Source organism: Deinococcus alpinitundrae (assembly GCF_009982895.1).
Lineage (GTDB): Bacteria > Deinococcota > Deinococci > Deinococcales > Deinococcaceae > Deinococcus > Deinococcus alpinitundrae.
Window position 1 is genome coordinate 1 of record NZ_WXZL01000002.1, and the last position, 26,448, is coordinate 26,448.

A 26,448-nucleotide genomic window follows, 5' to 3' on the forward strand; every position below is an offset into this window, starting at 1 on the left:
TGAGATGGAACCCAGACGACCTCAAGGTGCTCTTCAGCCTGCTGATTACACCTTTTTCAGCGCTGGGAGCGGCTTGAACTGAAGTTGTCGGGTACTGAGGTGTCGGGGAATCTCAACTGGGTCCAGACACTGCTGCCGCGTCTACTGTCCCACAGCGTGATGCCGCACTTGATTCACGGCGTCCAGGCCAGGACCGGGAAAGGCACGAAGTAGGTGAGACAGAACATGCTATGAACTCAACCCGCCGGATCCACCCTCTGGGGACAGGGGGCATTCACGGAGTGGGGCAGGGGAGAGGTCTTAAAATCAGAAGCTGGATGACATTTCCTCATGGACCGGAGCGGGCGCGGTAGTAGAGCGCAGGACCAGTTGTGGCTGAAAGATCAGGTGGTGGACCCGTTGGTGAAGCGGCCCGTCTGGCGCGTGCTCGATCAGGCGCTTAAGTTCTTCCATGCTGCGGCGGCCCAGCAGCGCGAAGTTCTGGTTGATGGTAGTCAGCGGCGGCGTGTAGTAGGCCGATTCAGGGGTGTCGTCAAAGCCGATGACCGACACCTGCTGCGGCACCTTCAGGCCCGCTTGTGCCAGGGCGGCCAGCACCCCCAGCGCCATCTGGTCGTTGCCCGCGAAAACCGCCGTGAACGCCAATCCGTCCGCCAGCGCCTGCTGGGTTGCTGCGAAGCCACTTCCGGCGCTCCAGTCGCCCTCGTAGACCGGCAGGGCGCTCAGGCCCTCGCTGCGGGTGACGTGGGCAAACCCCTCGCGCCGGAGCTGGGCGTCGCTCCAGCCGCGTGGCCCGGTGATCTGCAAGATGCGGCGGTGGCCAAGTGACACCAGATGCCGGATGGCCATCGCCGCGCCCTCGAACTGGTCGATGCTGACTGTCGGACCATCCACGTCGGCGGCGGCATCAATCAGAACGAACGGCAGGTTGTGGCGCAGGCCCTTGACGATGTCGTGGGCATCGTAGTTGGTCAGCAGCACCAGTCCGTCCACCCCGAACTGGCCCAGCCGCAGCGCCGCTGTCAGCACGTCCTGTTCGCGCACCTCTTCGAGATCGGCCTGCTGCAAGGTGGTCAGCATGATCTCGTAGCCGAAACTGTGGGCGCTTTCCTGCACGTTCTGAAGAATCTGCGAGGGGCCGTACTGGTTCATGCCGTGGGCGATCACACCGATCAGCTGCGAGCGCCGGGTGACCAGGCTCTTGGCCAGGATGCTGGGGCGGTAGTTGAGCGCCTCGATGGCCTGCTGCACCCGCAGACGGGTCGGCGCGGCCACGTTGGCCTGGTTGTTGATGACCCGCGAGACGGTCTGGTACGACACTCCGGAGAGCCGGGCCACATCGTGGATGGTGACGCTTTGCGCGCTGCTCTTTGACATACGGACGCCTTAAAATCAGCCCGCCCCCTTCTGAACGCAGCCAGAACAAGGGCGGCGCGAGAACGGTTGGTTGATCCTGCCGACCCACTCGGCCAACCGGGTTGACGGCCCGGAGCTTAGCTCATTCGCCCACAACCCGGCTTACAGTTTGCTTAAGGCCTGAAACGAGCTGGCCCGGTTCCCGGCTTACTTCAGACCCGCTGTTGCCATCACGCCCTCGGTGACACGGCGCTGGAAGATCAGGTAGGCAACCACCGTAGGCACGGCAGCGGTCACGGCGGTGGCCATCGTCTTGGCATACGCCACACCGTAGGCCGATTGGATCTGGGTAATGCCCACCGGAATGGTCAGCTTGGCGGTATCGTTCATCACGATAAACGGCCACAGGAAGTTGTTCCAGGCGGCAATGAAGGTCACGATGCCCAGCGAGACGGTGATGCCCCAGTTGAGCGGCAAAAAGATCCCGAACAGCACCCGCCACTCGGAGGCCCCGTCAATCCGGGCCGCGTCTCCGAGTTCGTGAGGCACCTGATCAAAAAACTGTTTGTAGATCACCACGGCAATCGGCGCGGCGAGCTGCGGCACGACCAGACCGGTGTAGCTGTTGACCAGGCCCAGCTTGTTGATGAAGATAAACAACGGAATGAGACTGGCTTGAAAGGGAATCATGAATCCGGCTAGCACCAGCCAGTACAGCCACGTGCGGCCACGAAAATTGATCTGCGACAGGGCATAGGCACACAGAATCGAGAGCAGCAGGACCAGGAAGGTGATCAGCACCGCTGTCAGAACGCTGTTGATATACCAGCGCACGATGGGACTGTTCTGAAAGATGTAGCTGTAGCTGCTGAAATCAAACTTCTGCGGCCAGAGGGTCGGCGGCGCGGCGACGGTCTCGTCATCGGGCTTGACTGAGGTCACGACGGCCCAGTACATCGGAAAGACCCAGGCCGCGGCCAGCACCAGCGTCAGGGCCGTGATCACACCGCCCCACAGCCGAGAAAGCCTGACACTCAGCGGCGCGGGCGGTTTGGTGGTTGTGGATTTGTTGATCGTCGCCGTCATATCAGCGCCCTCCCCGGTTGAGCAGTTTGGCTTGCAGGGCCGAGACCACCAGAATAATCACCATCAGCACCACGCCGATGGCCGAGGAATAGCCGCCGTGCTGTTGCTGGAAGCCCTCGCGGTAGGCGTAGAGCAGCAAAACAAGCGTCTTATCGAAGGGGCCGCCAGTGGTGAGGAGATAAATCTGGTCGAAAATCTTGAACTGGGCGATCAGTTGCAGCAGCAAGATCAGGCTCGTGACCGGCCACAGGCTCGGCCAGGTGATCGAGCGAAAGAGTCGGAAGCCGGACGCGCCGTCAAGGGCCGCCGCCTCGTAGAGTTCCGGCGGAATATTCTGGAGGCCAGCGATAAACAGCAGCACATTGAAACCCACCGTCCACCAGATGGTCACGAACGCCACGGCGGGCATGGCCCACACCGGGTCCTGAAACCAGGTGACGGTGCTGCCCGTCAGGTAATTGACCAGACCGAAGTTGGAATCCAGCACCCAGTTCCAGACGCTGGTGACCACGCTGACCGGCAACACGTTCGGCAGGAAGAAAGCCGCCATCGCCAGGTTGCGCAGGCGCTTGAGGCGCATCACCAGAAGGGCCAGCCCAAGCCCCACCAGGGTGTTGGGGACGACGGTCAGCAAAATAAAATAAAGGGTGTTGAGCAGCGCCGTCCAGAAGGTGGGTTCGGTAAAGAGTTTGGTGTAGTTGGTCAGGCCCACCCAGACGCCGTTGCCCGCCAGATCAGCATCGGTGAAGCTCAGCTGAATGACGCGGAGCGTGGGGTAAATCAAAAACAGCAGGTAAAACAAGATGAAGGGTGCCGCCATCAGCATGGCGGTCAGCCAGCGTTTTCTGAGTTGCGTCCGCTTTTCTGGGCTGAGGACGCCGGTTTTGGATGGTGCCGTGTTGAGCATGTTGTCCACCTCCCGCAATGAATAGCGCCTGGCGCTCAGCATTCAATGCAAAGGGGAAAGGTCACTGAATCACGCGCCTTTCCCCTGTCCCCTCCTTGCAGCCTTACTTGTTGAAGTTGATCAGCGCTGCCTTGAACTTGCTGATGCCCTGCTCAGCGGTGAGCTGACCCAGCAGTACCGGGGTGAAGTTGTTGCCCACGGCGTCGTAAACCGGCCCGCCCACGCCGAAGATCGGCACGTTGGGTTCGAGCGTGGCGTCCTTGGCCGATTTGACGCTGTACTGCACGTTCGGCTGCAGGGCCTTGAAGGCCGCGCTGTTCTGGGTCGGCAGGTATGAGGGAATGTGCCCGCCGCCCGCCCAGCCGAGGCCGCCCTGCTTGTTGACGTAACCGATAAAGGTCATCACCGCCTTGAGCTTTTCAGGACTGATGGGCGTTTTGGTGTTGTTGGGAATTGCCAGTTCGTGCGAATCGGCCCAGGTCTCATTGTTGCTGCCGTAGAGCGCCGGGAAACTCATGATGCCGTAGTCGAACTTGAGGCTGCCCTTGGCCTTGGCGTCCACCATCGTCGGCACTTCCCAGTTGCCGTTGAACATCATGGCGGTGCGCCCGGCGGTAAAGAGGGCCACACCCGCCGGATAAGCCGTGTTCTTGGTGAGCAGCCCGGCCTTGGTCCAGTCGGCCATGGTCTGCAGGGCCGCCTTGCCCTTGGTATCGAGGTCGCCGAGGTAGAGCTTGCCGCCTTTGAACATGGTGCCGCCCTGCTGCAGGAACAGGGAGTACCACAGCCGCCAGGGGGTGGCCGAGTCTTGGTTGGTGCTCAGCGCCATCGGCGTCACGCCGGTCTTGTCCTTGATGGTCTGCAGCGCCTTGGTCATGTCGGCGATGTTCTTCATGGCCGGCATCATGCCGTCCGCGCCCAGCAGGCCTGCTTTCTTCAGCAGGTCCTTGTTGTAATAGACGACGAAGGTGTGGGTGTCGAGCGGGACGGCGTAGATGCCGGTTTTGCCCGCGGCCTTGGCGTCGGTTTCCAGCGTCTTGACAAGGTTGGGTTGGAAATCGCTGATCTTGAGGCCTGCCATCGCCAGTTCAGCGGGCGTGATGGCACGCAGATCGTTTTTCTTGAGCCCCGACGGGACGGCCGAGAGGTGGTAGGTCATCACGTCGGGCGTCTGGCCCGAGACGACGGACGTGTGGACCTTGGTGTAAAAGGGGTTGCCCCAGGTCTGGGTGGTGCGGTTGACCACGATGTCTTTTTGCGATTTGTTGAAATCATCCACGATCTGCTTCATGCGGATGCCGTCGCCGCCGCCGAAGAAGTCCCAGAAGGTGACCGTGGTCTGGGCCTGAGCCGCTGCCGAGAGCGCCAGGGTAAGGGGAAGGCCGAGGGCGAGCATTCTGGGTAAACGCATAGTTCCTCCATGAAACGCGGCTGAGCGGCAAAGGGGGGCCGGGAGCACAACACTGGTCGTTCACCGAGATCGGTGATCGGAAACAACAGCGCCAGCTTTCGGCAAATTCGCTTGTGTGAACGGTCACATCTTAAGACAATCCCAAGACAGTGTCAAGCGGGCGCGGGCTTCAGGCGGGGTCGTGGTGCGAGATCAGGGCCGTGAACGACAGTGGAGGCAGCACCAAGCTGGCCACTTTACCGTCGAGTTTCGGTAACTCGATCTCGTGGGCCGTTACCGCGTCGGGCGCGCTGAAGCTGTTGCCCGCCATGGGATCGCTGCCGCTCATCTGCCAGCCCTGGGTAAAGCCCTGCGGCCCCACGTCTTCCCAGTTCAGGGTGACGGTCAGCGGCTCGGTCTGCGAACGGTTGACCAGAAAGGTGGCTCCCTTGCCGCTGAGCGCATCGAAACTGGCCGAAATATCGAGCAGCGGCACCGGGCCGTGGCGCTTGGTGTCATGCAGGGGCGACTTGACCAGCACGTCCAGTGCGACGCCGCTGGCGTGTTGGCTGAACAGGGCCAGCGGATAGAAGATCGTTTGCTTGAACATGGCGTCGGGCCGGGTCATGATCGGCGCGATCACGTTGACGATCTGCGCGATGCAAGCGATTTTGATCAGGTCAGCCTTGCGCAAAAAAGTGCTCAGCCAGGTCGCCACGACCAAGGCGTCTTCGAGGTTGTATTCCTCTTCAAGAATGTGCGGCGCTTCGGCCCACTCGCCGTCGCCGCCCTTGGCGCGGTACCAGACGTTCCACTCGTCCCAGCACAGGAAAACGTTGTTCTTGGAGCGAGTCTTGGCTTTGGCGAGGCGAATGGCCGCGCCGAGAATATCGGCATGTTCCTCGAAGTGCACACTGCTGGCCAGATACGAATCGGTATCGATCGGCAACCCCTCAATGTTAGAAACGGTGGGGTACGGATTGGCCGCGTAGTGGTGCATCGAAAAATAATCGATGTGCTCAAAGCTGTGCTCCAGCACGGTGCGGTCCCAGTCGGGAAACGACACCATCGAGGTGGACGACGAACCGCAGGCGATGGTCTTGATACTGGGGTCCATCCAGCGCATCAACTTGGCCGCCTGCACGGCCTTGTCGGCGTACGTCGCAGCGTCCATCTGACCGATCTGCCAGGGACCGTCCATCTCGTTGCCCAGGCACCAGTACTTCACGCCGTAGGGGTCTGGATGCCCGTTCTTGGCACGCAGATCGCTGAAATGGGTACCGGTCGGCAAATTCATGTACTCCACCAGATCGGCAGCCTCCTGAATGGTGCCGGTGCCGAGATTGACCGCCCACATCGGCAGGGTACCGAGCTCCTCGGCAAACGCCATGAACTCGTGCAGGCCGAACTGGTTGGTTTCAATCGAGCGCCAGGCCAGGGCGCGGCGGCGCGGCCTCTCAGAGCGCGGCCCGATACCGTCTTGCCAGCGGTAGCCCGAAACGAAGTTGCCGCCGGGGTAGCGCATGATGCGGTAGTTGATCTCTTTGAGGGCCTTCATCACATCCGGGCGAAAACCGCGCTCGTCGGCCAACGGCGAGGCCGGATCATAGATGCCCTCGTAGATACAGCGGCCCATATGCTCGGCAAAGCCCCCGAACAGCAGCGGGGAGATCTCGGAAATGACGCGCTGAGTGTGAATCGAAACCGTCGCGGCGGCAGTCGGATGGGTCACGGCTCTCCTTGTGGTCAGATCGTGAACGGGCGGCAGGGGCGGCAGACGAGCGCGGTCAAAGCAAACGGCGTCCCTCGGCCTGGGGCAACGGCAGTTTGTGGCTCATCCGGTGGCCGGTGAGCAGGCAATGTCTGACTCCCACAGCATACATTGTGATCGTTCACAGTCAAGTCCCCATCCACACTCCAGCCGTCGTCCGTAACCCGAACAGACAAGCGTCGCTCTAACCTAACGAATGCCACCAGGCGGCCCACCTCGCCTGCCCCGAGCGTTGACAGTCCAAGTCGCCTGCGCTTAAACTGTGAACGTTCACAGTCATTTTATTCGCTTCCAAATCCGCTTCGTCCGGCTGCTGGCATCCCCCGGACCGACGCCCTGCTCCCGGATGCTGCGGAGACTTCCCCTATGACTTCACACACTGAGTTCTGCCGGACGGTCCTGTGAGCCACACCAGTCCGGACCACGACACCTACAGCGTCGGCGTGGATTTCGGCACTGAGTCCGGGCGGGCCGTCATCATCCGCAACCGCGACGGCGCATCGGTGAGCGAAGCGGTGACACCCTACCGGCACGGCGTTATGGACGCCCAACTCCCCGGCGGCACCCAACTCGGCAAGGAGTGGGCCTTGCAGCATCCACAGGATTATCTGGACGTGTTGCAGCAGGCGGTTCCCGAGGCACTGAGGGTGTCCGGAGTGGCAGCGGAGGCGGTGGTCGGCATCGGCATTGATTTCACCGCCTGCACCATGCTGCCCACCCGCAAAGACGGCACGCCGCTGTGCTTCTTGCCGGAGTATGAGTCGCGCCCACACGCCTGGGTCAAGCTCTGGAAGCACCACGCCGCGCAACCGCAGGCCGACCGCATCAACGCGCTGGCCTCGGCGCGCGGCGAACCCTGGCAGCTGCGCTACGGCGGCAAGATCAGCAGCGAGTGGTTTTTTGCAAAGTCGCTCCAGATTCTGGAGGAAGACCCGGCCCTCTACGCCGAATCCGAGCGCCTGATCGAGGCCGCCGACTGGGTCATCTGGCAGCTGACCGGCCAGGAGAACCGCAGCGCTTGCCTGGCGGGTTACAAGGCCCAGTACCAGGACGGCCACTTTCCGACCCCCGACTTTTTTGGAGCGCTCAACCCCGATTTTGCCGACGTGGTGCGGACTCGCATCCAGCATCCGCTCTCCCAGCTGGGCGACAAAGCGGGCGGTCTGACCCAGCAGGCGGCGGCCTGGACGGGCCTCAAGGTGGGAACCCCTGTCGCCGTCGCCAACATCGACGCGCACGTGACCCTGCCCGCAGCGGGTGTGATAGAGCCGGGCCGATTGGTGGCGATTATGGGCACGTCCACCTGCCACGTCCTGATTCACGACGAGCTGCGCGAGGTGCCGGGCATGTGCGGGGTCGTGCCGGGCGGCGTGGTGCCAGGCCTCTACGGCTACGAGGCGGGCCAGAGTGGCGTGGGCGACCTCTTCGCCTGGTTCGTCAAGCACGCTGTGCCGCCCGAGTACCACCAGCAGGCCAGAGAAGAGGGGATCAGCCTGCATGAATTGCTGGAGCGCGAGGCGGCCACGCAGACTCCCGGCGAACACGGTTTGGTGGCCCTGGACTGGCTCAACGGCAACCGCAGCGTGCTGGTCGACACCAATCTCAGTGGCCTGCTGGTGGGCCTGACCCTGCAAACCCGCGCCCCCGACATCTACCGCTCCCTGATCGAGGCCACCGCCTACGGCACCCGCCTGATCATGGAGACGTTCGAGGCGAGCGGCGTGCCGATTGTTGAGCTGGTCATCGCCGGGGGCCTCAAGCGCAACCAGATGCTGATGCAGATCTACGCCGACGTGACCGGCAGGCCGCTGAGCATTCTGGATGCCGAGCAAGGGCCAGCGCTCGGCAGCGCCATGTACGCCGCCGTCGCCGCTGGCGTGTACCCCGACATCTTCGCGGCGGCCTCGGCCATGAGTCAGGTCAAGCTGAATGTCTACACGCCCAATCCGGCAGCGCAGGCGGTCTACGACGAGCTATATGGGGAGTACCGAGAGCTGCATGATTACTTTGGGCGGGGCGCGAACCGGGTGATGGCCCGCTTGAAGGCCCGCCAGCAGCGCCTTCAAGGGCAGAAGGTGGAGACGGCGAATGTCTGAACCACTCTATCCAGACTTGCGCCTGACCCTGACGGATCTCCACCGGGAGTTGCCCAAGAACGGCCTGGTGACCTGGACAAGCGGCAATATCAGCGCCCGAACGGGCCAGCACATGGTCATCAAACCCAGCGGCGTCACCTTTGAAGACCTGACGGCGGAGAGCATGGTCGTCACCGACCTGGACGCACGGGTCATTGAAGGCGAGTTCAGTCCCAGCAGCGACACCGCTACCCACGCCTACATCTACCGCCAGATGCCCCAGGTTGGCGGCATCGTGCACACCCACAGCCCATATGCCACTGCCTGGGCCGCCACCGCCTCGGAGATTCCCTGCGTGCTCACCGCGATGGCCGACGAGTTCGGCGGGCCGATTCCCTGCGGAGGCTTTGCCCTGATCGGCGGCGAGGAGATCGGAGCGGAGGTGGTGCGGGTGCTCACCGGGCACCGCTCGCCCGGCATCATCCTCAAAAGTCATGGAGTCTTCACCATCGGTAAGACACCCACCGCCGCCCTCAAAGCCGCCGTGATGGTGGAAGACGTGGCCCGCACGGTGTTCCTGGCCTATCAGCTGGCGGCGGCGCGGGGTACGCCCGTCCAGATCATCTCGCCCGCCGACATCGACAAGCTCTATGACCGCTACACCAACGTCTACGGCCAGCGCTCCGCCTCCGCGCCCCGAAAGGAAACGACTTGAAACACCTCGCCACGCCCCAACTCTGGTTCGTCTGCGGCTCGCAGCACCTCTACGGCCCCGAGGTCATCGAGCAGGTGGCCGGGCACGCCCGCGAGATCGCAGAGAAGCTCGACGCCAGCGCCCACATTCCGCTGGAAGTCGTCTCCAAAGGCGTGCTGACCACGCCCGACGAGATTCGCCGCCTGTGTCTGGACGCCAACGGCGACCCCGAGTGCGCTGGACTTATCCTGTGGATGCACACCTTCAGCCCGTCCAAAATGTGGATCGGCGGCCTGAGCAGCCTGCAAAAGCCCTTCGCCCACCTGCACACCCAGTACAACCGCGAGTTGCCCTGGGACAGCATCGACATGGATTTCATGAACCTCAACCAATCGGCGCACGGCGACCGCGAGGCCGGATTCCTGCACACCCGGCTGCGGCTGGAGCGCAAAGTGGTGGTCGGCCACTGGAGCGACGAGGACGTGCAGCAGCGGCTCGGCGCGTGGGCGCGGGCGGCCTGGGCCTGGCATGACTGGCAAGGCGCGAACTTCTGCCGCTTCGGCGACAACATGCGCTTCGTGGCCGTCACCGAGGGAGACAAGGTCAGCGCCGAGTTGAAGTTGGGCTTCGCGGTCAACACGTATGCGGTGGGCGATCTGGCCGAACGCATCCAGGCCGTTTCGGACAGCGACACCGACGCGCTGATCAAGACCTATCTGGACGAATACGACGTGGCTCCCGAACTGCGACCCGGCGGCGAGCGGCACGACTCCCTGCGCGACGGTGCACGCATCGAGGCCGGGATGCGCTCGTTTCTGGAGGAAGGCGGCTTCAAGGGCTTTACCGACACTTTTGAAGACTTGCACGGCCTAGCTCAGCTTCCGGGCCTCGCCACCCAGCGCCTGATGGCCGAGGGCTACGGCTTCGGGGGCGAGGGTGACTGGAAAACGGCGGCCCTGGTACGGGCCATGAAAGTAATGGCCCATGGTCTGCCGGGCGGCACCTCGTTCATGGAGGACTACACCTACCACCTCGCGCCGGGCCAGCATCAGGTGCTCGGTTCGCACATGCTGGAAGTCTGCCCGACGATTGCCGTCAGCAAGCCCAGGCTGGAAGTGCATCCGCTGGGCATCGGCGGCAAGGCCGACCCGGTGCGGCTGGTGTTCGACGCCAAAGAGGGGAGGGCCATCAACGCCTCGCTGGTGGACATGGGCAGCCGCTTTCGCTTCATCGTCAACGAGGTGGAGTCGGTGACCCATCCCGACCTGCCCAAGCTGCCTGTCGCCCGCGCTGTCTGGGAGTGCCTGCCGGACTTCAAGACCGCCTGCGCCGCCTGGATCTACGCTGGGGGCGCTCACCATACCGGCTACAGCTACGACGTGACCACCGAGATGATGGAAGATTTTGCAGCGATGGCGGGCGTGGAAGTGGCGATTATCGATGCAGACACCAAGCTGCGCGACTTCAAGCAGAGCCTGCGCCTGAGCGATCTGTATTACCTGCTGGCCCAGGGCCTGAGGGCTTAATGCGGCGCGTTGTCACCCTGACGCTAGGCTGGCTCGGCCTCGCACTGGGCGGCCTCTCTCTGGGCGGGGGCGACGCGTTCGTCCAACCCACACTCAAAGGTGAGTTGCAACTCCACGACCCGACCGTTCTGCGGATCGGCAACCAGTATGTGGCGATGGGCACTGGCTACGAGAACATCGACGGCGGCACATTGCGGCTCAAAACATCCAAGGGCGGCCTGACCTGGGCAGACGCCGGGCACTTGGGAGATAAGCAGCCCGCCTGGGTTGCCAAACTCCTGGGGGCGGAGCCGCCGAACCTGTGGGCACCAACGCTCTCGCAGCACGGCGGCACGACTTACCTCTACTTCGCCGCCTCCACCTTCGGCAAGAACACCAGCGGCATCGGCCTGATGACCAACGCTAAGCTCGACCCAGCGCACCCCGCAGCGGGATGGAAGAATCAGGGTCTGGTCTTCGCCTCCAAGCGGGGCGAGAACTTCAACGCCATCGACCCCTCGCGTCTGGATACGGCAGACGGGCGGGCGTGGCTGGCCTTCGGCTCGTTCTGGGACGGCATTAAAATGCGGGAGTTGGACCCCAAAAGTGGCCAGCTCAAGGCCAAGGACCCCACACTCTACAGCCTCGCCTCACGCGGCGGCGGGGCGATCGAGGCGGCCAGCTTGCTTCAGCACGGCCCATACTTTTACCTGTTCGTGTCGTTCGACCGCTGCTGCGCGGGGCTGGACAGCACCTACCGGATGATGGTGGGCCGCTCCAAGAGCGTCACCGGGCCGTATCTCGACCGCGAAGGCGTGTCGATGATGCAGGGCGGCGGCAGCGAATTGCAGGCCACCCAGGGCCGTTTCGTTGGTCCCGGCGGGCAGGAAGCCTTCAGAGACGGTGCGGGCGACTCGCTGGTGTACCACTACTACGACGCCGATCAGGGCGGCACCCCACAGCTTCAGACCTCGCCGATCCGCTGGGACGCGGCAGCCTGGCCGGTGCTGGGTGCGCTGCCCAAGAGTGGCAACTAAGACCACCAAGGTGGAGAATGAAACGTGACTGACACCCAAACGCAACCGAGCCTGCACACCCGCACCTGGGGCCAACTTCCCGACGGCCAGACCGCTCACCTCTATGTGCTGGAAAACGAATTCGTCAAAGTCTGGATCAGCGATTACGGTGGACGCTTGATTCGGGTGCAGACGCCCGACCGAAACGAGGTCTGGGGCGACGTGCTGCTGGGGCACGAGGCGCTTGAGCCGTATCTGGCTCAGGAGCAGGCCCACTACTACGGCGCACTGATCGGGAGGTACGGCAACCGCATCGCGGGCGGGCGGTTTAGCTTGGACGGACAAAACTACCAGCTGGCCACCAACGATGGCCCCAACGCCCTGCACGGCGGCCCCGGCGGCTTTCACGCCGTACTGTGGGAGGCCGAATCGGGGACCGACGAGCTGCGCCTGACGTACACCAGCCCGGATGGTGAGGAAGGCTATCCTGGCACGCTGAAGGTGCAGGCCACCTACCAGCTCAGCGGCCCGCTGCTACGCTTGAGCTTCCATGCAGAGACGGATCAGGCGACGGTTCTCAACCTGACCCACCATCCGTTCTGGAGCCTGACGGGCGGCGCGGGCGACGTGCTAGGCCACCAGCTGACGGTAAACGCCGAGCGTTATACGCCAGTCGATGCTCAGGCCATTCCGACGGGTGAGCTGGCTCTCGTCGCAGGCACACCGTTCGACTTCCGTACCCCGCACCTCATCGGTGAACGCATCGACGCGCCCGATCAGCAACTGGCGTTCGTGGGCGGCTACGATCACAACTTCGTATTGGACGGAGCGTCGGGCGGCCTGCACCACGCCGCGACCCTGCATGACCCCCACAGCGGCAGAACGCTGGACGTCAGCACCACCGAACCCGGCCTGCAGGTCTACTCCGGCAACTTCAGTAACGGCTCATTCGTGGGCTTTGGTGACCAGCGCTACGAGAAGCGCTCCTCGGTGTGCCTGGAGCCGCAACATTTTCCCGATTCACCCAACCAGCCCACCTTTCCAAGTCCCGTGCTGCGCCCCGGTGAGGTCTACGACTCGGTGACGGAGTATCTGTTTTCGGCGAAGTGAGCCGGGACGAACAGGCCGCCTGAGCGCCACATCTTCTTCCCAAGGAGCCTCTTGACCACCCTGCCCCGTCCCGACGCCGCGCCCGTGTTCGACACGGCCAGAAGTCCCCACGCCCGCCTGCATCCGGTGGGGCTGGGCCGCGTGCGCCTCACCGACACTTTTCTGGAGCCGCGCCGCCGCACCAACCGCGACGTGACCCTGCTCAGCCAGTACCGTCATCTGGAAGACACCCACACCCTGCGCAACTTCCGGCGGGTCACAGACGGCAGCGGTGAGCCGTTCGTCGGCTACGTGTTCAACGACACGGATGTCTACAAATGGCTGGAGGCCGCCGCCTGGACGCTGGCCGAGGCGCACGACCCGGCCCTGGAAGGCATGATTGCCGAAGCTGCAAAGCTGATCGAAGGCGCTCAGGACACGAGCGGCTACCTCGACACCTACTACAGCGCCGGACGCGAGAACGAGCGCTGGAGCGACCTCAAGGACAACCACGAACTCTACTGCGCCGGGCATTTCATTCAGGCGGCCGTGGCGCATCACCGCACCACCGGCCGCGAACAACTGCTGAACGTGGCGCGGCGGCTGGCCGATCACATCGGCAGCGTGTTCGGTCCGGTGGGTGAAGGGAAGCGCGAACTCACCGACGGCCACGAGGAAATCGAACTGGCACTGGTGGAACTGTACCGGGAGACGGGGGAGAAGCGCTATTTGGAGCTGGCCCAGTTTCTGATCGAGGTGCGCGGGCGCGGCGTGCTGGGAGCCGACGAGGGAAACCACACCTTCAACAGCACGTACTACCAGGACCACCTCCCGGTGCGCGAGATGAACCGGGTGGTGGGCCACGCTGTGCGCATGATGTACCTGACGACGGGCGTGACCGACCTTTACCTGGAAAACGGCGATCCGAGTCTTCTGGAGGCCATGCAGCGCCTCTGGACGCATATGACGACGCGCCAGATGTATGTCTCCGGCGGTCTGGGAGCGCGCTATGAGGGCGAGGCCTTCGGCGACGATTTCGAACTTCCCAACGCCCGCGCCTACACCGAAACCTGCGCCGCCATCGGCAGCGTGATGTGGAACGCCCGTCTGCTGACCGCTACCGGGGAGGCGAAATACGCCGATTTGCTGGAACACACCTTTTACAACGCCGTGCTGCCCGGCTGGTCGCTAGGCGGCGAGGCGTACTTTTACCAGAATCCGCTCGCGGACGAGGGCCACCACCGCCGCAAAGCCTGGTTCGGCTGCGCCTGCTGCCCACCCAACGTGGCGCGGCTGATGGCCAGCTTGCCGGGTTACGTCTACGGCACGGCTGAGGGCGAGGTGTGGGTCAACCTCTACGTCAACAGCGAGGCCAGCGTGCCAGTGTTGGGCCAGGAGGTGAAGCTGACCCAGCGCACCGACTACCCCTGGAACGGCAAGGTGGAGCTGACGGTGGGCACGGCGGCCCACTTTGCCCTGAAACTCAGGATTCCCGCCTGGGCCGAGGGAGCCAGCCTGAGCGTCAACGGCGAGGCGCTGCCCGCGCTCCGGCCGGGCACCTACACCAGCCTGGAGCGCGACTGGCAGGCGGGTGACAGCGTGACGCTGGACCTGCCGATGCCCATCAGAAAGGTACGCTCGCATCCCCGCGTGCTGGAAAATGTCGGGCGGGTGGCCCTGCTGCGCGGCCCGCTGCTCTACGCCCTGGAAGGGGTCGACCACCCCGGCACGCCGCTGGACGACTTGGTGCTGCCGCCCGACGCCGAGCTGAGCGTGCACAGCGCCCCCGAACTGCTCGGCAGCGTGCTGGTGCTGGAAGCCGAGGCGCAGTGTTCTCCCCGGACTGACGGCGACCTCTACGGCCCGGACGCCAGCGATAAACGGCCCGTCAGCGGAAACGTGAGGCTCAGGGCCGTGCCGTACTACGCCTGGGCCAACCGCGAGCCGGGACAGCTGCGGGTGTGGATTCGAGAAGCGTAGAACTGACAAAAGCAGCGCGGGCCTTGCAAGTTCTGCGTGGCCCGCGCTGCTCTGTACCTTGCTGAATGTGGGCTGCTATTCCTTGACGCCGCCCGCTGTCGTACCGCCCACGAAGTAGCCCTGAAAGCCGTAGAACAGCGCCACGATCGGCAGTGAGCCCAGCGTCGCGGCGGCGGCGAAGATGCCCCATTTGGTGTTGAACTGCCCCGAAGTGAAGTTCTTCAGCAGCACGCCGATGGTCCATTGTTCCACGCCGGTCAGCAGCACGTTGGCCAGGATGAACTCGGCGTAGGTACCGATGAACTGATTCAGGAAAATGAAGACCAGCATCGAGCCGGAGAGCGGCAGTACCACCCGGGTAAAGGCCCCCCAGCGGGTCGCGCCGTCCACCATGGCCGCTTCTTCGAGACTGATCGGCAGCGACTCGACGTAACCCTTAAAAATCCAGGTGTTGAAGGCGATGGCCCCACCCGAGTAGGCCAGGATCAGGCCGGTAAACGAGTTGAGCAGGCCCAGGCCGTACATCAGCGCGTAGACGGCCACCAGGCCCAGGAACACCGGGAACATCTGCACGAAGATGAAAAACAGCAGTGTCTGGAACCGGCCCGGAAAGCGCAACCGCGCCATGGCGTACCCGGCGGTCGTCGAGAGTAAGATCGCCAGCGCCCCGGTGAGGCCCGAGACCAGCAAGGTGTTGCGCACCGAGAGCACGAACTTGGATTCGGTGCCCGCGCCGGTAAACTGCGCCGGGCCGATAAAGATGACCAGAATCACCAGCGCAGCGACCAGCACCCGGCCTGCCCACAGCTGGGTCGGGGTGGTCGTTCCCTCCTCGGCGTGGCGGATGCGGCGCACAGCCGCCGTGAAGATCAGCACCGCGATGGCCGCACCGGCCAGCACTGCCAGCACCAGTTCCCAGGCTGGAATCTGCACGCCGTCGAACAGCTTGGCGAAATTCTCGGTCGAGAGGCCCGAAAAGCTCGGCAGCAGGCCCGAGCGCTGGATGATGGTCGGGGCATCGAAGTTGGGAAAAGCGTAGAGGCTGTTCTTGGGATCGAAGGCCGCCAGCACCACGTAAAACAGCGGATAAATGGCGATCAGCACCACCAGGATCAAAAACAGGTGGGTGAGCTGCACGCCCAGCACGGCGCTGTACTTGATCTTCTTGCCGGTGCGCTGAATGCCGACGCGCTGCCCGATCAGGCTGGTGAGCGCCAGCACCCCCGAGGCCACCACCAGGAAGCCCAGGAAGTACAACCAGCCGCCAGTGACTTTGTAGATGGTGAAGCTCGCCGGACGGCCCGCCATGTCGCGGCCCAGGTAGTAGATGAGCGCAATCAGCGCGGCCACGATCAGGCCGAGCACGACCCAGGGCGCGGCACGGCGCAGGGGGCCGGGTTCGCGGTGAACGTAGACGAATGAGGTGTCGTGACCGTCTACGTCCTGTTTTGGCAGAGTCGTCATTTACGGGCCTCCTCAAACACGCCGGCCACCTTGAAGTTGACCAGGCTGATGCCCAGCGTCAGCACGAAGATGATCAGGGCAATGGCGCTGGCCAGCGAGTAATTCTGCCCGCCGCTCGCGCCGAAGGCGGTGTTGTAGCCCCAGGAGAGCAGAATGTCGGTGGACCCCGCCGTGCTGGTGCGCCCGGCTACCGGCGGCCCGCCCTGGGTCAGCAGGTAGATGATGCCGAAGTTGTTGAAGTTGAAGGCAAAGCCCGAGAGCAAAATCGGCGTGAAGCTGTTGCGGAGGAGCGGCAGGGTGATGTTGAGGATCTGCTGCCAGCGGCTCGCCCCGTCGATGCTGGCGGCCTCGTAGAGGTCCTCGCTGATGGTCGACAGGGCGCTGATGGTGGCTGTCATCATGTAGGGAAAGCCCAGCCACAGATTGACCACCAGCACCGACACCTTGGCCCACAGCGGATCGCCCAGCCACGGCACGGCAGCAAAACCCAGCAGCCCTAGCGCCTTGTTGACCACCCCGAACTGCTGGTTAAACAGCGCCACCCACATCTGCACCGTGATGACGGCGGGAATGGCCCAGGGCAAGAACAGCAGCGTGCGGTAGATGTTGCGGCCCTTGAGGCGGGGGTTGTAGAGCAGAATGCCCAGAATCAGTCCAGCCAGGGCGTTGATAACCACAGTCAGGAAGGCGAACGTCACCGTCCAGATGAAGACCGGAATCAGCTCGACGCTGGCGCGCCCGAAGATCTGGCGGAAGTTCGACAAGCCCACGTTGCGGATGCGGTTGAGCCGGGTGGCGTCGGTGACCTCAAAACTGGGAGCCACCGGGCTGAGCAGGGTCACGCTCTTGCCGCCGACCGAGGCGATCTTGTAGAACACCGGCACCGCGCCTTCCTCGTCGTAGAGCACCGCCGTCTCACCCGCGCAGGAAGGCTCGGCGCAGCCCAGGAACTGCGGCAAGGTCGTGCCCTCGTCGCCGGGCAGGGTCCCCTTGAAGGTCAGGGTCTTACGGTCGGTGGAGAGGCTCACGCCGGTTTTCAGTGCGGTGTCGCCCGCGCCGCTGTTCTGGCCGCTGTAGTTGGTGAAGGCATAATTGACCGTCAGCACGATGGGCAGGGCGGTGAAGGCCAGCAAAAAGACCAGCGCCGGAACCAGGTAGTACCAGCTCTGCAGCCAGGGCAAGAGGCGCAGCGCCGTGAGCATCAGGGCAATCAGCAGCGGCACGAACAGGACCAGAATGAGGTAGGGAGGGGCCTTGGGCAGGGCGCTGGCCACCGCGCCGGAAACCAGCCAGGCGATCAGCGCCGCGCCGCCCAGCACCACGGCCAGCACGGCAATGGCAATCAGCACGCCGGTGGTGCCTTCCGGGGGCGTCGCTCGCCTGGCCCGGTCGCGGTGCACGGCGTCGGCATCGGCGGTTCGGGAAACAGTCATGGTGGAGCACCTCGCAGGGGGTCGGCCTCACAGAAGAGGCGCGGACGAAAAGGAAAAGGTCGAGAGGCGGAAGATCGACAGGCAACCGGACCGGCGGGCCGCGCGCCGCCCAGACCTCGTCGGCCTGTCGGTGGGCAGCTGGCTCCAGACCAGTCATGTTCCGCTCCGCCGGGTGCTGGCTCCTTCCACGAAGCGCGGCGCGAACGACTGCTGAATCAGGGTGCCGAGCTGCCCGCCGAGGGCGGCGAGAATGGCCTCGGCGGCGGCCTCGCCCATCTGGGCCACCGGCTGGGCCACGCTGCTCAGGCCCGCCTGCGCGGCCTGCTCGTTGCCGTCAAAGCCCAGCAACAGGTAATCGCGGCCCATCTGCCAGCCGCCCTCACCGAGCTGGCGCTGCGCGCCCAGGGCCATCTCGTCACTCAGCGCCAAGACGAACAGCGGCGTGGGCAGGTCATCTTGGCGCGGCTGCACGGGGAACGGCTGGGTCAGCAGCAGCTGGGCAGCGGCGCGGCCGCCTTCCAGTGAGGCACGGGTGTACAGGGTGCGGACGGGCGCGATGCCCTGGCGGTTCAGCACCTCCAGAATGCCCGTGCGGCGCTCCACGAACACCGGCGAGGGCAACTCACCCGGCACGTCGTCCACGTCTAGGAGCACCAGTGGCAATCGGCAGGCCAGCGCGACCTCGGCGGCCAGGCGACCCGCCGCCAGATTGTCGAAAAAGACGCTGTGGTAGTGCGGATGGTGGGCGTCGACCAAGACCACCGGTTTGTTGAAGGGCGGACGGCCCGCGTAGAGCTGCTGGGGGTCTTGCGAGGCGATCAGCAGGGCGTCGGCGCGGTAGAGCAGGGCGCTGGGGTCCCGAAAGCGCCGGATGCGCTGCGCGCCCAGCAGCGGAAAGAGCGCCATGTCGTAGTCGTGGGCTTCCAGGCGATGGTGAACGGCCCCCAGCAGGGTGTCGTAAAACGCCGTGCCGGTCATCGGCAGCAGCACTGAGACGGCCTGGGTCTGGCCGCTGCGCAGGCTGCGGGCGTTGAGGTCAGGCGTGTAGCCCAGTGCCTCCACGGCAGCCAGCACCCGCGCCCTGGCCCCGTTCGAGATATTGGGATGGTTGTTGAGCACCCGCGACACGGTGCTGGCCCCCACGCCCGCCGTGCGCGCCACATCCAGAACACTGGGTTTCGCCACCTCGCCTCCCCATCTTGGTAACGTTGCCACGCGCTCGCGAATCAGCTGACCCGGTTGACCCCGTCGCCCTATTCACAAGCAGCATGGGCTTGACATCCGTGCGCACACGGTGCAGTTGGTAACGTTGCCAGTTGGAGTTATCTTCAGGGAAAGTGCTCATAAAGTCAACCCAGCCGCTGTGCCGATGTCTGCCAGGCTTTGTGATCTGGGCTACACAGATGGCCGCGCCCCGACCCTGCTAGCATGCACGGGTGGTCCGTGCTCCGATGTCCCAGCCTTCCCACCCCGTCGTCTCCGAGCGCCAGGAGCAGATCTATCAAGCGGCGGCGCGGCTCTTTTCCGAGGTCGGCTACCGTGCCACCTCGATGCGCGACATCGCCAGCGCCCTGGACATCAAGGCCGGAAGTCTGTACGCGCATATCAGGAGCAAGGAAGAACTGCTGTGGGAGATCGTCTCGCGCATCGCCGACGAGTTCGACGCGGCGCTGTTCAGTGTGTCGCCGCGGTCCGACTCGGCGCTGCCCGGTTCCAGCGCCGCCAGGCTGACCGCCGCGCTCGAAGCCTACGTGACCGTGGTGGCGCGCAATCTGGGCTTTTCCAAGGTGCTGTTTACCGAGTGGCGTCACCTACCGCCCGAGCGCCAGGCCTCGATCGCCGCGCGGCGTGACCGGGTCGAGCAGGTGTTCCGTGAGATTCTGCGCGAGGGCGTGGCGTCCGGTGAGTTCGTGGCCACGCTCGACGTACGCCTAACGGCGGTGCTGGCACTTTCGGGAGCCAACTGGCTGCCCAACTGGTACCGGGTGGGCGGTCCCCTCAGCCCCACCGACGTGGCCGATCAGTTCGTGGCGCTGCTGCTGGGCGGCATCCGGCGCGGCAATCAGGTAGAGACTTGATCTGAACCTTAGTTGACCGGCTTAGACTCGGCCGTGCCCACCTTCCTGCTCGTTTCTGCCATGTTGCTCGCCTCCGTTTCTGCCGAAGCCACCAACCTCAAGAACGGGCAGACGATCTACCAGACCAACTGCGCGGCCTGTCACGGTACCAGAGCGCAGGGCGGCGTCGGTCCCAAGCTCATCGGCGATGCGGCCAACTGGAGCGCAGCCATTTTTCAGCGCGCACTGCTCAAAGACGTAGACGACAAGGGCAAAAAGCTCAAAGCGCCGATGCCGTTCTGGGGCAAGGTAGGCTTCGCGGGCGACCACGGCAAAGTGCCGACCAAAGCGGAGATGCAAGACCTTCAGGCATATCTGAAATCCCTGAAGTGAGCGGCTTCAGGCGCTGCTGACCGGCTGGCCCACACCCATCGGCAGCGTGGTTTCCAGCTGCGTCACCAGCTTGAGGGCCAGTTCCTCCAGGGTGCGCTGTTCCTCGTGGCTGAGCGCGTTCAGCATCCGGCTCTCGTTCTCGACATGCGGCTCGACCAGCGCTTCGACCAGCGCCCGGCCCTGCGGCGTCAGTCGAATCTGGGCCGAGCGGCGGTCATGTGGGCTGACGATGCGCTCCACCAGTTTCTTGTCGAGCAGCCGCGCCACCCGGTTGGTGATTGAGGCTCCCGAGATGGCGCTGAGCTGGCTGAGTTCGCTGGGCGTCAAACCCTCCGGCGGCGCTGAGCGCAGCAGCGTCAGCAGCAGATCCCAGTTTGAGGCGTTGATATCCGACTGAAGGTAGGTCTGCTCGACCCGCCGTGCCAGCGCACTGTGCAGGCGGTCGAGCAGCAGCAGCGTCAGCATCGGCTGGGGGTCCAGATCGGGCCGCACCTGCGCCCAGTCGGCGCGGATGCGCTCGAGTAGAGCGGAAGTCGTGGGCAGGGGAGAAGCGGGTTTGGTCGTCGATGTCATGGGGCAGCCTGTCGAACGAGCTTAACACAAACCCGCCGCGCTTCACGGCCCTCCAGCTTGACAAGCCGCGGGCATTTTCCTAAGATGGAGCATCAAAATACTTAGGCGTCTAAGTAGTTCTGCACTGCTTCAGACCTTCTCCTTCGCGTCTCCCAGCCGTTTCTGGCTGCCCCTTCCGGAGGACCCGTTTGCCCCAGCCTTCCGCTTCGCTTCCCGCCGCGCTGAGTCTGACCGAGATCAATGTGCTGACGCCCGGCGCGTTCGTCAGTCACTTTGGCGGCGTTCTGGAACACTCGCCGCAGTATGCCCAGGCCGCTGCCGCCCAGCGTCCCTTTGCCAGCGCCGAGGATATTGCCAGCGCTTTCGGGGCCGCCGTGCAATCCGACACCCCGGCGGCCCAACTCGCCCTGATCCGGGCACACCCCGATCTGGCGGGTAAGGCTGCCCTGGCCGGTGAACTGACCCCCGAGAGCGCCAGCGAGCAGGCGTCAGCGGGCCTGGGGCAGCTCAGTGCCGAGGAGTTCGCCGAGTTCCAGCGGCTCAACAGCGCCTACCATGAAAAGTTCGGGCTGCCCTACGTGGTGTGCGTGCGCGAACACACCAAAACCAGCATCTTCGAGGGTGCCAGAAGCCGCCTGAGCAACACCCCGGAGCAGGAGCGCGCCGCCGCCCTGTTTGAAATCAGCCGCATCGCCCGACTGCGGGTGCTTGATCTCGTTCGGTAACTTTTCGAATCCTTTTTTGCCAGTTGTTCAGTCCAGTTGTCCCTCAGCCCCAAGGAGCCGCCATGACCCAGACCGTAACCCCCAACAGCACCACCGAAACCAAAGTCAAAGTGAAGATGGGCGACAACAACTACGGCAAGGCCGACGTGCGCCTCTTCAAGGTGTTTCGCGCCCAGCCGCGCCACGAGATCAAGGACGTGTGGGTGCGCGTCGCCATGCGCGGCGACTTCGACGCGGCCCACGTCAGCGGCGACAACACCGGCCTGCTCGCCACCGACACGGTTCGCAACACCATCTACGGCCTGGCCGTCGACGGCCTGACCAGCAGCGTCGAAGCCTTCGGTAAGCACTTGATCCGCCACTTCGTCAACCAGGGACCGAAGGTCGAGAGTGCCACGGCTTATTTCACCGAGCACCAGTGGGGTAGGATGCACGCCAACGGCGCCGAGCACAACCACTCATTCGTGCGCCAGATGCCCAAGCACACCGCTGTCGTGGAAGGCGACGGCGAGACATTTACCGTCACCAGCGGTATCGAGGAACTGTTCATCCTCAAGACCACCCAGAGCGGCTGGGAGGGCTACCACAAAGAAGAATTCACCACCTTGCCGGAAACCAACGACCGCATTCTGGCCACGGTGGTGTCGTCCAAGTGGGAATACCAGGTCGACGAGTGCGATTACGACGACGTGTGGCAGCGCGTGTACACCTCGCTGCTCGATACCTTCACCGATCACTACTCACACAGCATGCAGGCCACCCTCTACAAGATTGGCGAGACGGTGCTGACCCGCTGCCCAGAAATCAGCCGCATCTACTTCTCGTTTCCCAACCGCCACCATATCCAGTACAACACCGAGCGCCACGGCGTCCAGAACCCCAAGAGTGTCTTTCACGCCGACGCCGAGCCTTACGGCCAGATTGAAGGCTGGGTCGAGCGCGCCTGATGACTGGCCAAGCTGGACTGAGTACGCACGTGCTGGACACGGCGCGCGGTTGCCCGGCGGCGGGCGTCGAGGTAGAACTGGTGCAGGTCGAAGGTCAGCAGCGCTCCGTCCTAAAAACAGCCGTTACCAACAGCGACGGCCGCACCGACGCGCCGCTGATCGAACGCGGAATGTTGGAGCAGGGTACCTACGAGCTGACCTTTCACGTGGCTGATTACTTCAGTACCTTTGAGTCCGCTGCGCAGCCGCCGTTTCTCGATATCGTGACCTTGCGCTTCACAGTCAGCGACACCCGAGCGCATTACCACATTCCGCTGCTGGTCTCGCCATGGTCTTACAGCACCTACAGGGGAAGCTGAATCGGTTAAATGAAGGAAATCATAAGATAAAAATCTAGACAATTTCATCCCGACTCTCGTCCTGAGTCGGGCTTTTTTCAATCCAAAATCGCCCTCATTCTGCTGCCGGCTCTCAAAAATTCGCCCGTGACATTCGGTGGGTTTGAGGTAGATTCGCCCGTGACATTCGGTGGGTTTGAGGTAGATTCGCCCGTGACATTCGGTGGGTTTGGCAGCCAGCGCTTCCGGATTCGCCCGTGACATTCGGTGGGTTTAGGGGCATTTGGGAAAAATAGAGCGCGACAGATTCTGAATTCGCCCGTGACATTCGGTGGGTTTGAAGCGGATTCGCCCGTGACATTCGGTGGATTGGTTTTCGGATTCGCCCGTGACATTCGGTGGGTTTAGGCCGTTTCGCCCGTGACATTCGGTGGGTTTCGCCCGTGACATTCGGTGGGTTTGAGCGAAATTCGCCGTCCCAGACGACATTTACCAAAATCCTCTGATGATGATCATCAATATCTTTTTCTTTAAAAGCTTTTAAAGATCTTTAAAGATTTGAATCATCATCAGGTGGCACAAGCCCCGGCAGGTTCCGGCTGCCGAATCGGATGGTTCGAGGGTGCCCGAAAGCCAGATTTTAGAGTCGGGAAGCGGATTTGATGTATTCCCCGAATGTGTTACTTTGGGTCATGACCGTGGTTAAAGGCGACTCGATGCCACTCAGCGTTTCTCAAATCAGCATCCGATTTGATGAAATCAACCTGGCTCAGGCGTCGCTGATCAGCTTCCAGAAGCGGCTCAAACCCGGCGAAACCACCTGGGAACATGCCTTCGAGATTGCGGGCCGGGCCATGAACGTGGAATGTCTGGGCAACGCCTACGGTTACCCGCACGGCCCCGACAACGACCTGATGCTGGTGCTCACCAACATGTACCTCGAGCAGGGCTGCCCCAGCGGTGACGGGGTACTGACCACCCCCTACGAACTGCTCCGGTCGATGGGCCGCAACGACAGCGGAAAATCGTATCAGCAACTCCACGACGGCTTGATGCGCCTGACTGGCACCACCTACCGCATCAGCGGCTGGATCGATCAAGCGGGCAAGGGCGTGCGCCGCGCCACCTTCCGCTTCGTGGACAAGGTCGAGGACATTAACCTCTCGGGCACCTCGCTCAATCCCAAGACCTTCGGCAGCGGCACCAAGCTGCGTGTGACGCTGGCACGCGACATCGCCGAGAACCTGCGTGCCCGGCATCTCAAGCCGGTGGACCTGGATTTCATGCTCTCGCTGCCGTCCAACCAAGCGGGGATCATGTACCGCCTGCTCGATGCCTTGCTGTTCAGCGACGAGGAAGCCCAGCGCACCCAGGTGCTGACCATGGCGCTCGTCGACTGGGGCAAGCTGCTGCGGCTCTCCGACTTGACGCCCGACCGCATCCGGCGGGCCATCGATCCGCCGCACAATGAGCTGATCCGGCGCGAGTTCCTCAAATCAGTGGAGTACCTGGGGCGCGGCTCGGCCCAGCAGGTGATCTACACCTTCAACGCCCAGCGGCCCGACCACCCGCTTACCCCTGAGCAACTGCTCCTGGTGGGGCGCATCAAGGCGCTGGGTGTCGGCGACGGCGTGGCCAAGAAGTTCGTGCGCGCCTCGCCCGTAACCTTCGTAGAAGACCGGGTGAGTCTGGCCGAGGCGATCCTGGCCCACACGCCTAACATCCGGCGCAGCCGGGGCGCTTACGCCTGGGACATCCTGGCCGATACCGAGGCCCGCTATGCTCCGCCGGAGCAGCGCCGCACCGTGGAACGGCAGGTTCCAGTAGAACGTCCCAGCGGCAAGGCGGTATCTACGCCCAAACTGCCGCCACTCCCCGACGAGGACGACCAGGGCACTCTGCTCGAACTCACCCCCGCCGAGCAGTGGGTCAGCGCCCGGCCTTCGCTGCGGCTGCTGCTCAAGAACCAGTTGAGCGACGCCGAATTTCACCGCCTGGAGCGGCTGTGCCTGGACGGGCAGATCAGCGCCTCCAAGCTTTTTCGTGAGGTCAGCGCCGCCGCCGCCAAGAAGCGGCTGGTCGGCTTTGTCAAGGGGCTGAAGGCAGAGTTGGACTGAAGCTACGGGGTGCAATAGGCTCCGAACATAAGCTTTGGCGCTGGATTTCTTTGAAAACTATTTCTTTGGACACAGTGTCTCTGGCCTTCTGATCCGTCAAGTTCTACACTGCCTTTCACTCAATTCAGGCGCTGCCTACAGGGAGGTCAACCATGCCCGAAACCCATCCCGACACCGACCAAATCGTTCACGACAACCGTGAGTACACCCTGTTTTCGTGGAGTGTGCAAAACCAGGCCAATCCCATTCATATGGTGGGTGGCCAGGGCAGTTATTTCTTCGACGGCGACGGGCATTCCTGGCTGGACATGGCCTCGCAGCTCATCAACATCAACGTGGGTCACCAGCATCCCAAAGTCTTGCAGGCCATCAAGGATCAGGTCGATAAGATGTGTTTCGCTGGGCCGAGTTTCGCGACCGACGTGCGCGCCGAACTCGGTAAAAAGCTGAGTGAAGTGACGGGCCTGGCCAAGAGCTTTTTCACCCTGGGCGGCAGCGAGGCCAACGAGAACGCCATGAAAATGGCCCGGCTTTACACCGGGCGCGACAAGATCATCACCCGTTACCGCAGCTATCACGGCGCGACCATGGGCAGCATGTCGGCCTCGGGCGATCCGCGCCGCTGGCCGGTGGAACCGGGCATTCCCGGCATCGTGCGGGTGTTCGATCCGTACATGTACCGTCCCCCGCTGGGCATGACCGCCGAACAGTGGGAAGAGGGCAGCGTTTCCCATATCGAGGAAGTCATTCAGATGGAAGGGCCGCACACCATCGCCGCCATTCTGGTCGAGGGCATCACCGGTAGCAACGGTATTCTGATTCCGCCGGACAGCTACTATCCGCGCCTGCGCGCGCTGTGCGATAAGTATGGGATCGTGTTGATCACCGACGAGGTGATGAGCGGCTTCGGGCGCACCGGCAAATGGCTGGCGACCCAGCACTACGGCATCGTGCCGGACATCGTGACCTGCGCCAAGGGCCTGACCAGCGGGTACATGCCTCTGGGCGCGGTCATTGTCAATGAAAAGATCGCCGAGTACTTCGAAACCCATTTTCTGTCGGGCGGCCTGACTTATAGCGGCCATCCAGTGAGTCTGGCGGCGGCGATTGCCAACCTGAAGGTCTACGAAGACGAGCACCTGTTCGAGCACACCCTGGAACTCGGCAAGCACCTGGGCCAGCGCCTGGAAGCCATGAAGGCCAAGTTCGCCTGTGTGGGCGACGTGCGCTACATCGGTCTGTTCAGCGTGCTGGAACTGGTGAAAGATAAGGCTACCAAAGAGCCGCTCGCACCGTTTAACGGCACCTCGCCGGAGATGGGCAAGCTGGCCGCCCACCTCAGAAGCAAGCACATTTACGCCTACAGCCGCTTCAATATGATCTGGGTCTGCCCGCCGCTGGTGATTACCAAAGAGGAATTGGACGCGGGCCTGGACGCCTATGAGGAAGCGTTGGCGTTGGTCGATCAGATGATCCTGGGGCCGGTGGCGGCAGACTGAAGAACAGTGGCTCCGCCCTGCCCCCATCACTTT

The 26,448-nt window shown here is 63.3% G+C and carries 22 protein-coding genes and 1 CRISPR repeat array; of the genes, 13 read left to right on the plus strand and 9 right to left on the minus strand.

The genetic code is table 11. The features are described from left to right. Window positions 1-306: 306 nt before the first annotated feature. From GUI70_RS01765 to GUI70_RS01785, 5 genes are all read right to left on the minus strand, one after another. Entirely contained in the window at window positions 307-1,377 is a 1,071-nt protein-coding gene (locus GUI70_RS01765) for a LacI family DNA-binding transcriptional regulator (RefSeq protein ID WP_161880585.1), read from the minus strand. 186 nt (window positions 1,378-1,563) lie between these two features. Beyond that, window positions 1,564-2,442, minus strand: coding sequence for a carbohydrate ABC transporter permease (locus tag GUI70_RS01770; protein WP_161880586.1), 879 nt, complete (start codon window positions 2,440-2,442; stop codon window positions 1,564-1,566). 1 nt (window position 2,443) lies between these two features. Further along, a complete protein-coding gene (locus tag GUI70_RS01775; protein WP_202630368.1) occupies window positions 2,444-3,349 on the minus strand; it encodes a carbohydrate ABC transporter permease in 906 nt (301 codons plus the stop codon). A 103-nt stretch (window positions 3,350-3,452) separates the two neighbouring features. Beyond that, window positions 3,453-4,760 carry an extracellular solute-binding protein gene (locus GUI70_RS01780; protein ID WP_161880587.1) on the minus strand — a complete coding sequence of 436 codons (1,308 nt, stop codon included), beginning with the start codon at window positions 4,758-4,760 and terminating at the stop codon, window positions 3,453-3,455. Between the two features lie 169 nt (window positions 4,761-4,929). Further along, entirely contained in the window at window positions 4,930-6,471 is a 1,542-nt protein-coding gene (locus tag GUI70_RS01785) for an alpha-N-arabinofuranosidase (protein ID WP_237724639.1), read from the minus strand. Between the two features lie 440 nt (window positions 6,472-6,911). Between GUI70_RS01785 and GUI70_RS01790 the strand changes: the two genes are divergently transcribed. From GUI70_RS01790 to GUI70_RS01815, 6 genes are read left to right on the plus strand one after another with little or no spacing between them, the layout of a single operon-like run. Continuing rightward, window positions 6,912-8,606, plus strand: a complete 1,695-nt coding sequence (locus GUI70_RS01790) for a ribulokinase (RefSeq protein WP_161880588.1) — start codon at window positions 6,912-6,914, stop codon at window positions 8,604-8,606. Next, a complete protein-coding gene (locus GUI70_RS01795; RefSeq protein ID WP_161880589.1) occupies window positions 8,599-9,300 on the plus strand; it encodes an L-ribulose-5-phosphate 4-epimerase in 702 nt (233 codons plus the stop codon). The genes GUI70_RS01790 and GUI70_RS01795 overlap by 8 nt, the downstream gene beginning before the upstream one ends. After that, a complete protein-coding gene (gene araA / locus GUI70_RS01800) occupies window positions 9,297-10,805 on the plus strand; it encodes an L-arabinose isomerase (protein WP_161880590.1) in 1,509 nt (502 codons plus the stop codon). The genes GUI70_RS01795 and araA overlap by 4 nt, the downstream gene beginning before the upstream one ends. Further along, entirely contained in the window at window positions 10,805-11,821 is a 1,017-nt protein-coding gene (locus GUI70_RS01805; RefSeq protein ID WP_161880591.1) for an arabinan endo-1,5-alpha-L-arabinosidase, read from the plus strand. The genes araA and GUI70_RS01805 overlap by 1 nt, the downstream gene beginning before the upstream one ends. A 24-nt stretch (window positions 11,822-11,845) precedes the next feature. Further along, window positions 11,846-12,910 (plus strand): aldose epimerase family protein, encoded by a 1,065-nt coding sequence (locus GUI70_RS01810; protein WP_237724640.1) that lies wholly within the window; start codon window positions 11,846-11,848, stop codon window positions 12,908-12,910. Window positions 12,911-12,961: 51 nt separating this feature from the next. Next, window positions 12,962-14,869, plus strand: a complete 1,908-nt coding sequence (locus GUI70_RS01815; RefSeq protein ID WP_161880592.1) for a glycoside hydrolase family 127 protein — start codon at window positions 12,962-12,964, stop codon at window positions 14,867-14,869. Between the two features lie 75 nt (window positions 14,870-14,944). Here the strand turns inward: GUI70_RS01815 and GUI70_RS01820 are convergent, their stop codons facing one another. From GUI70_RS01820 to GUI70_RS01830, 3 genes are all read right to left on the minus strand, one after another. Then, complete coding sequence (locus tag GUI70_RS01820; RefSeq protein ID WP_161880593.1) at window positions 14,945-16,333, minus strand: sugar ABC transporter permease; 1,389 nt, start codon at window positions 16,331-16,333, stop codon at window positions 14,945-14,947. Beyond that, window positions 16,330-17,766, minus strand: a complete 1,437-nt coding sequence (locus tag GUI70_RS01825; protein WP_161880594.1) for an ABC transporter permease subunit — start codon at window positions 17,764-17,766, stop codon at window positions 16,330-16,332. Before GUI70_RS01825 ends, GUI70_RS01820 begins: the two co-directional genes overlap by 4 nt. Window positions 17,767-17,919: 153 nt before the next feature. Further along, on the minus strand, window positions 17,920-18,951 hold the full coding sequence (locus GUI70_RS01830) for a LacI family DNA-binding transcriptional regulator (RefSeq protein WP_161880595.1): 1,032 nt from the start codon (window positions 18,949-18,951) through the stop codon (window positions 17,920-17,922). A 266-nt stretch (window positions 18,952-19,217) separates the two neighbouring features. Between GUI70_RS01830 and GUI70_RS01835 the strand changes: the two genes are divergently transcribed. Together GUI70_RS01835 and GUI70_RS01840 are read left to right on the plus strand one after the other, a co-directional pair. Next, entirely contained in the window at window positions 19,218-19,844 is a 627-nt protein-coding gene (locus tag GUI70_RS01835) for a TetR/AcrR family transcriptional regulator (protein WP_161880596.1), read from the plus strand. Window positions 19,845-19,877: 33 nt separating this feature from the next. Further along, entirely contained in the window at window positions 19,878-20,216 is a 339-nt protein-coding gene (locus tag GUI70_RS01840) for a cytochrome c (protein WP_202630369.1), read from the plus strand. Between the two features lie 6 nt (window positions 20,217-20,222). Here GUI70_RS01840 and GUI70_RS01845 read toward each other — a convergent pair whose 3' ends face one another. Further along, window positions 20,223-20,789, minus strand: a complete 567-nt coding sequence (locus GUI70_RS01845; protein WP_161880597.1) for a MarR family winged helix-turn-helix transcriptional regulator — start codon at window positions 20,787-20,789, stop codon at window positions 20,223-20,225. A 188-nt stretch (window positions 20,790-20,977) separates the two neighbouring features. On the opposite strand from GUI70_RS01845, the gene uraD reads away from it, so the two are divergent. From uraD to GUI70_RS01870, 5 genes are all read left to right on the plus strand, one after another. Then, a complete protein-coding gene (gene uraD, locus GUI70_RS01850) occupies window positions 20,978-21,514 on the plus strand; it encodes a 2-oxo-4-hydroxy-4-carboxy-5-ureidoimidazoline decarboxylase (RefSeq protein WP_161880598.1) in 537 nt (178 codons plus the stop codon). Between the two features lie 62 nt (window positions 21,515-21,576). Beyond that, window positions 21,577-22,461, plus strand: a complete 885-nt coding sequence (gene pucL, locus GUI70_RS01855) for a factor-independent urate hydroxylase (protein ID WP_161880599.1) — start codon at window positions 21,577-21,579, stop codon at window positions 22,459-22,461. Beyond that, the gene (uraH, locus tag GUI70_RS01860; RefSeq protein ID WP_161880600.1) at window positions 22,461-22,820 is read left to right on the plus strand and encodes a hydroxyisourate hydrolase; all 360 of its coding nucleotides are present in this window, start codon (window positions 22,461-22,463) and stop codon (window positions 22,818-22,820) included. The genes pucL and uraH overlap by 1 nt, the downstream gene beginning before the upstream one ends. A 118-nt stretch (window positions 22,821-22,938) precedes the next feature. Beyond that, window positions 22,939-23,260: direct repeats of the CRISPR family, unit length 26 nt; unit sequence ATTCGCCCGTGACATTCGGTGGGTTT. A gap of 231 nt (window positions 23,261-23,491) precedes the next feature. Then, the gene (locus GUI70_RS01865; protein ID WP_161880601.1) at window positions 23,492-24,916 is read left to right on the plus strand and encodes a replication initiator protein A; all 1,425 of its coding nucleotides are present in this window, start codon (window positions 23,492-23,494) and stop codon (window positions 24,914-24,916) included. 152 nt (window positions 24,917-25,068) lie between these two features. Beyond that, complete coding sequence (locus GUI70_RS01870; protein ID WP_161880602.1) at window positions 25,069-26,415, plus strand: aminotransferase class III-fold pyridoxal phosphate-dependent enzyme; 1,347 nt, start codon at window positions 25,069-25,071, stop codon at window positions 26,413-26,415. The last annotated feature ends 33 nt before the right edge of the window (window positions 26,416-26,448 follow it).

Excerpts from the sequence above, each read along its gene's own strand:
- GUI70_RS01765 (WP_161880585.1), bottom strand. The coding sequence starts at position 1,377 with ATGTCAAAGAGCAGCGCGCAAAGCGTCACCATCCACGATGTGGCCCGG.
- GUI70_RS01770 (WP_161880586.1), bottom strand. The coding sequence starts at position 2,442 with ATGACGGCGACGATCAACAAATCCACAACCACCAAACCGCCCGCGCCG.
- GUI70_RS01775 (WP_202630368.1), bottom strand. The coding sequence starts at position 3,349 with ATGCTCAACACGGCACCATCCAAAACCGGCGTCCTCAGCCCAGAAAAG.
- GUI70_RS01780 (WP_161880587.1), bottom strand. The coding sequence starts at position 4,760 with ATGCGTTTACCCAGAATGCTCGCCCTCGGCCTTCCCCTTACCCTGGCG.
- GUI70_RS01795 (WP_161880589.1), top strand. The coding sequence starts at position 8,599 with ATGTCTGAACCACTCTATCCAGACTTGCGCCTGACCCTGACGGATCTC.
- GUI70_RS01805 (WP_161880591.1), top strand. The coding sequence starts at position 10,805 with ATGCGGCGCGTTGTCACCCTGACGCTAGGCTGGCTCGGCCTCGCACTG.
- GUI70_RS01820 (WP_161880593.1), bottom strand. The coding sequence starts at position 16,333 with ATGACGACTCTGCCAAAACAGGACGTAGACGGTCACGACACCTCATTC.
- GUI70_RS01825 (WP_161880594.1), bottom strand. The coding sequence starts at position 17,766 with ATGACTGTTTCCCGAACCGCCGATGCCGACGCCGTGCACCGCGACCGG.
- GUI70_RS01835 (WP_161880596.1), top strand. The coding sequence starts at position 19,218 with ATGTCCCAGCCTTCCCACCCCGTCGTCTCCGAGCGCCAGGAGCAGATC.
- GUI70_RS01845 (WP_161880597.1), bottom strand. The coding sequence starts at position 20,789 with ATGACATCGACGACCAAACCCGCTTCTCCCCTGCCCACGACTTCCGCT.
- pucL (WP_161880599.1), top strand. The coding sequence starts at position 21,577 with ATGACCCAGACCGTAACCCCCAACAGCACCACCGAAACCAAAGTCAAA.
- uraH (WP_161880600.1), top strand. The coding sequence starts at position 22,461 with ATGACTGGCCAAGCTGGACTGAGTACGCACGTGCTGGACACGGCGCGC.
- GUI70_RS01865 (WP_161880601.1), top strand. The coding sequence starts at position 23,492 with ATGACCGTGGTTAAAGGCGACTCGATGCCACTCAGCGTTTCTCAAATC.
- GUI70_RS01870 (WP_161880602.1), top strand. The coding sequence starts at position 25,069 with ATGCCCGAAACCCATCCCGACACCGACCAAATCGTTCACGACAACCGT.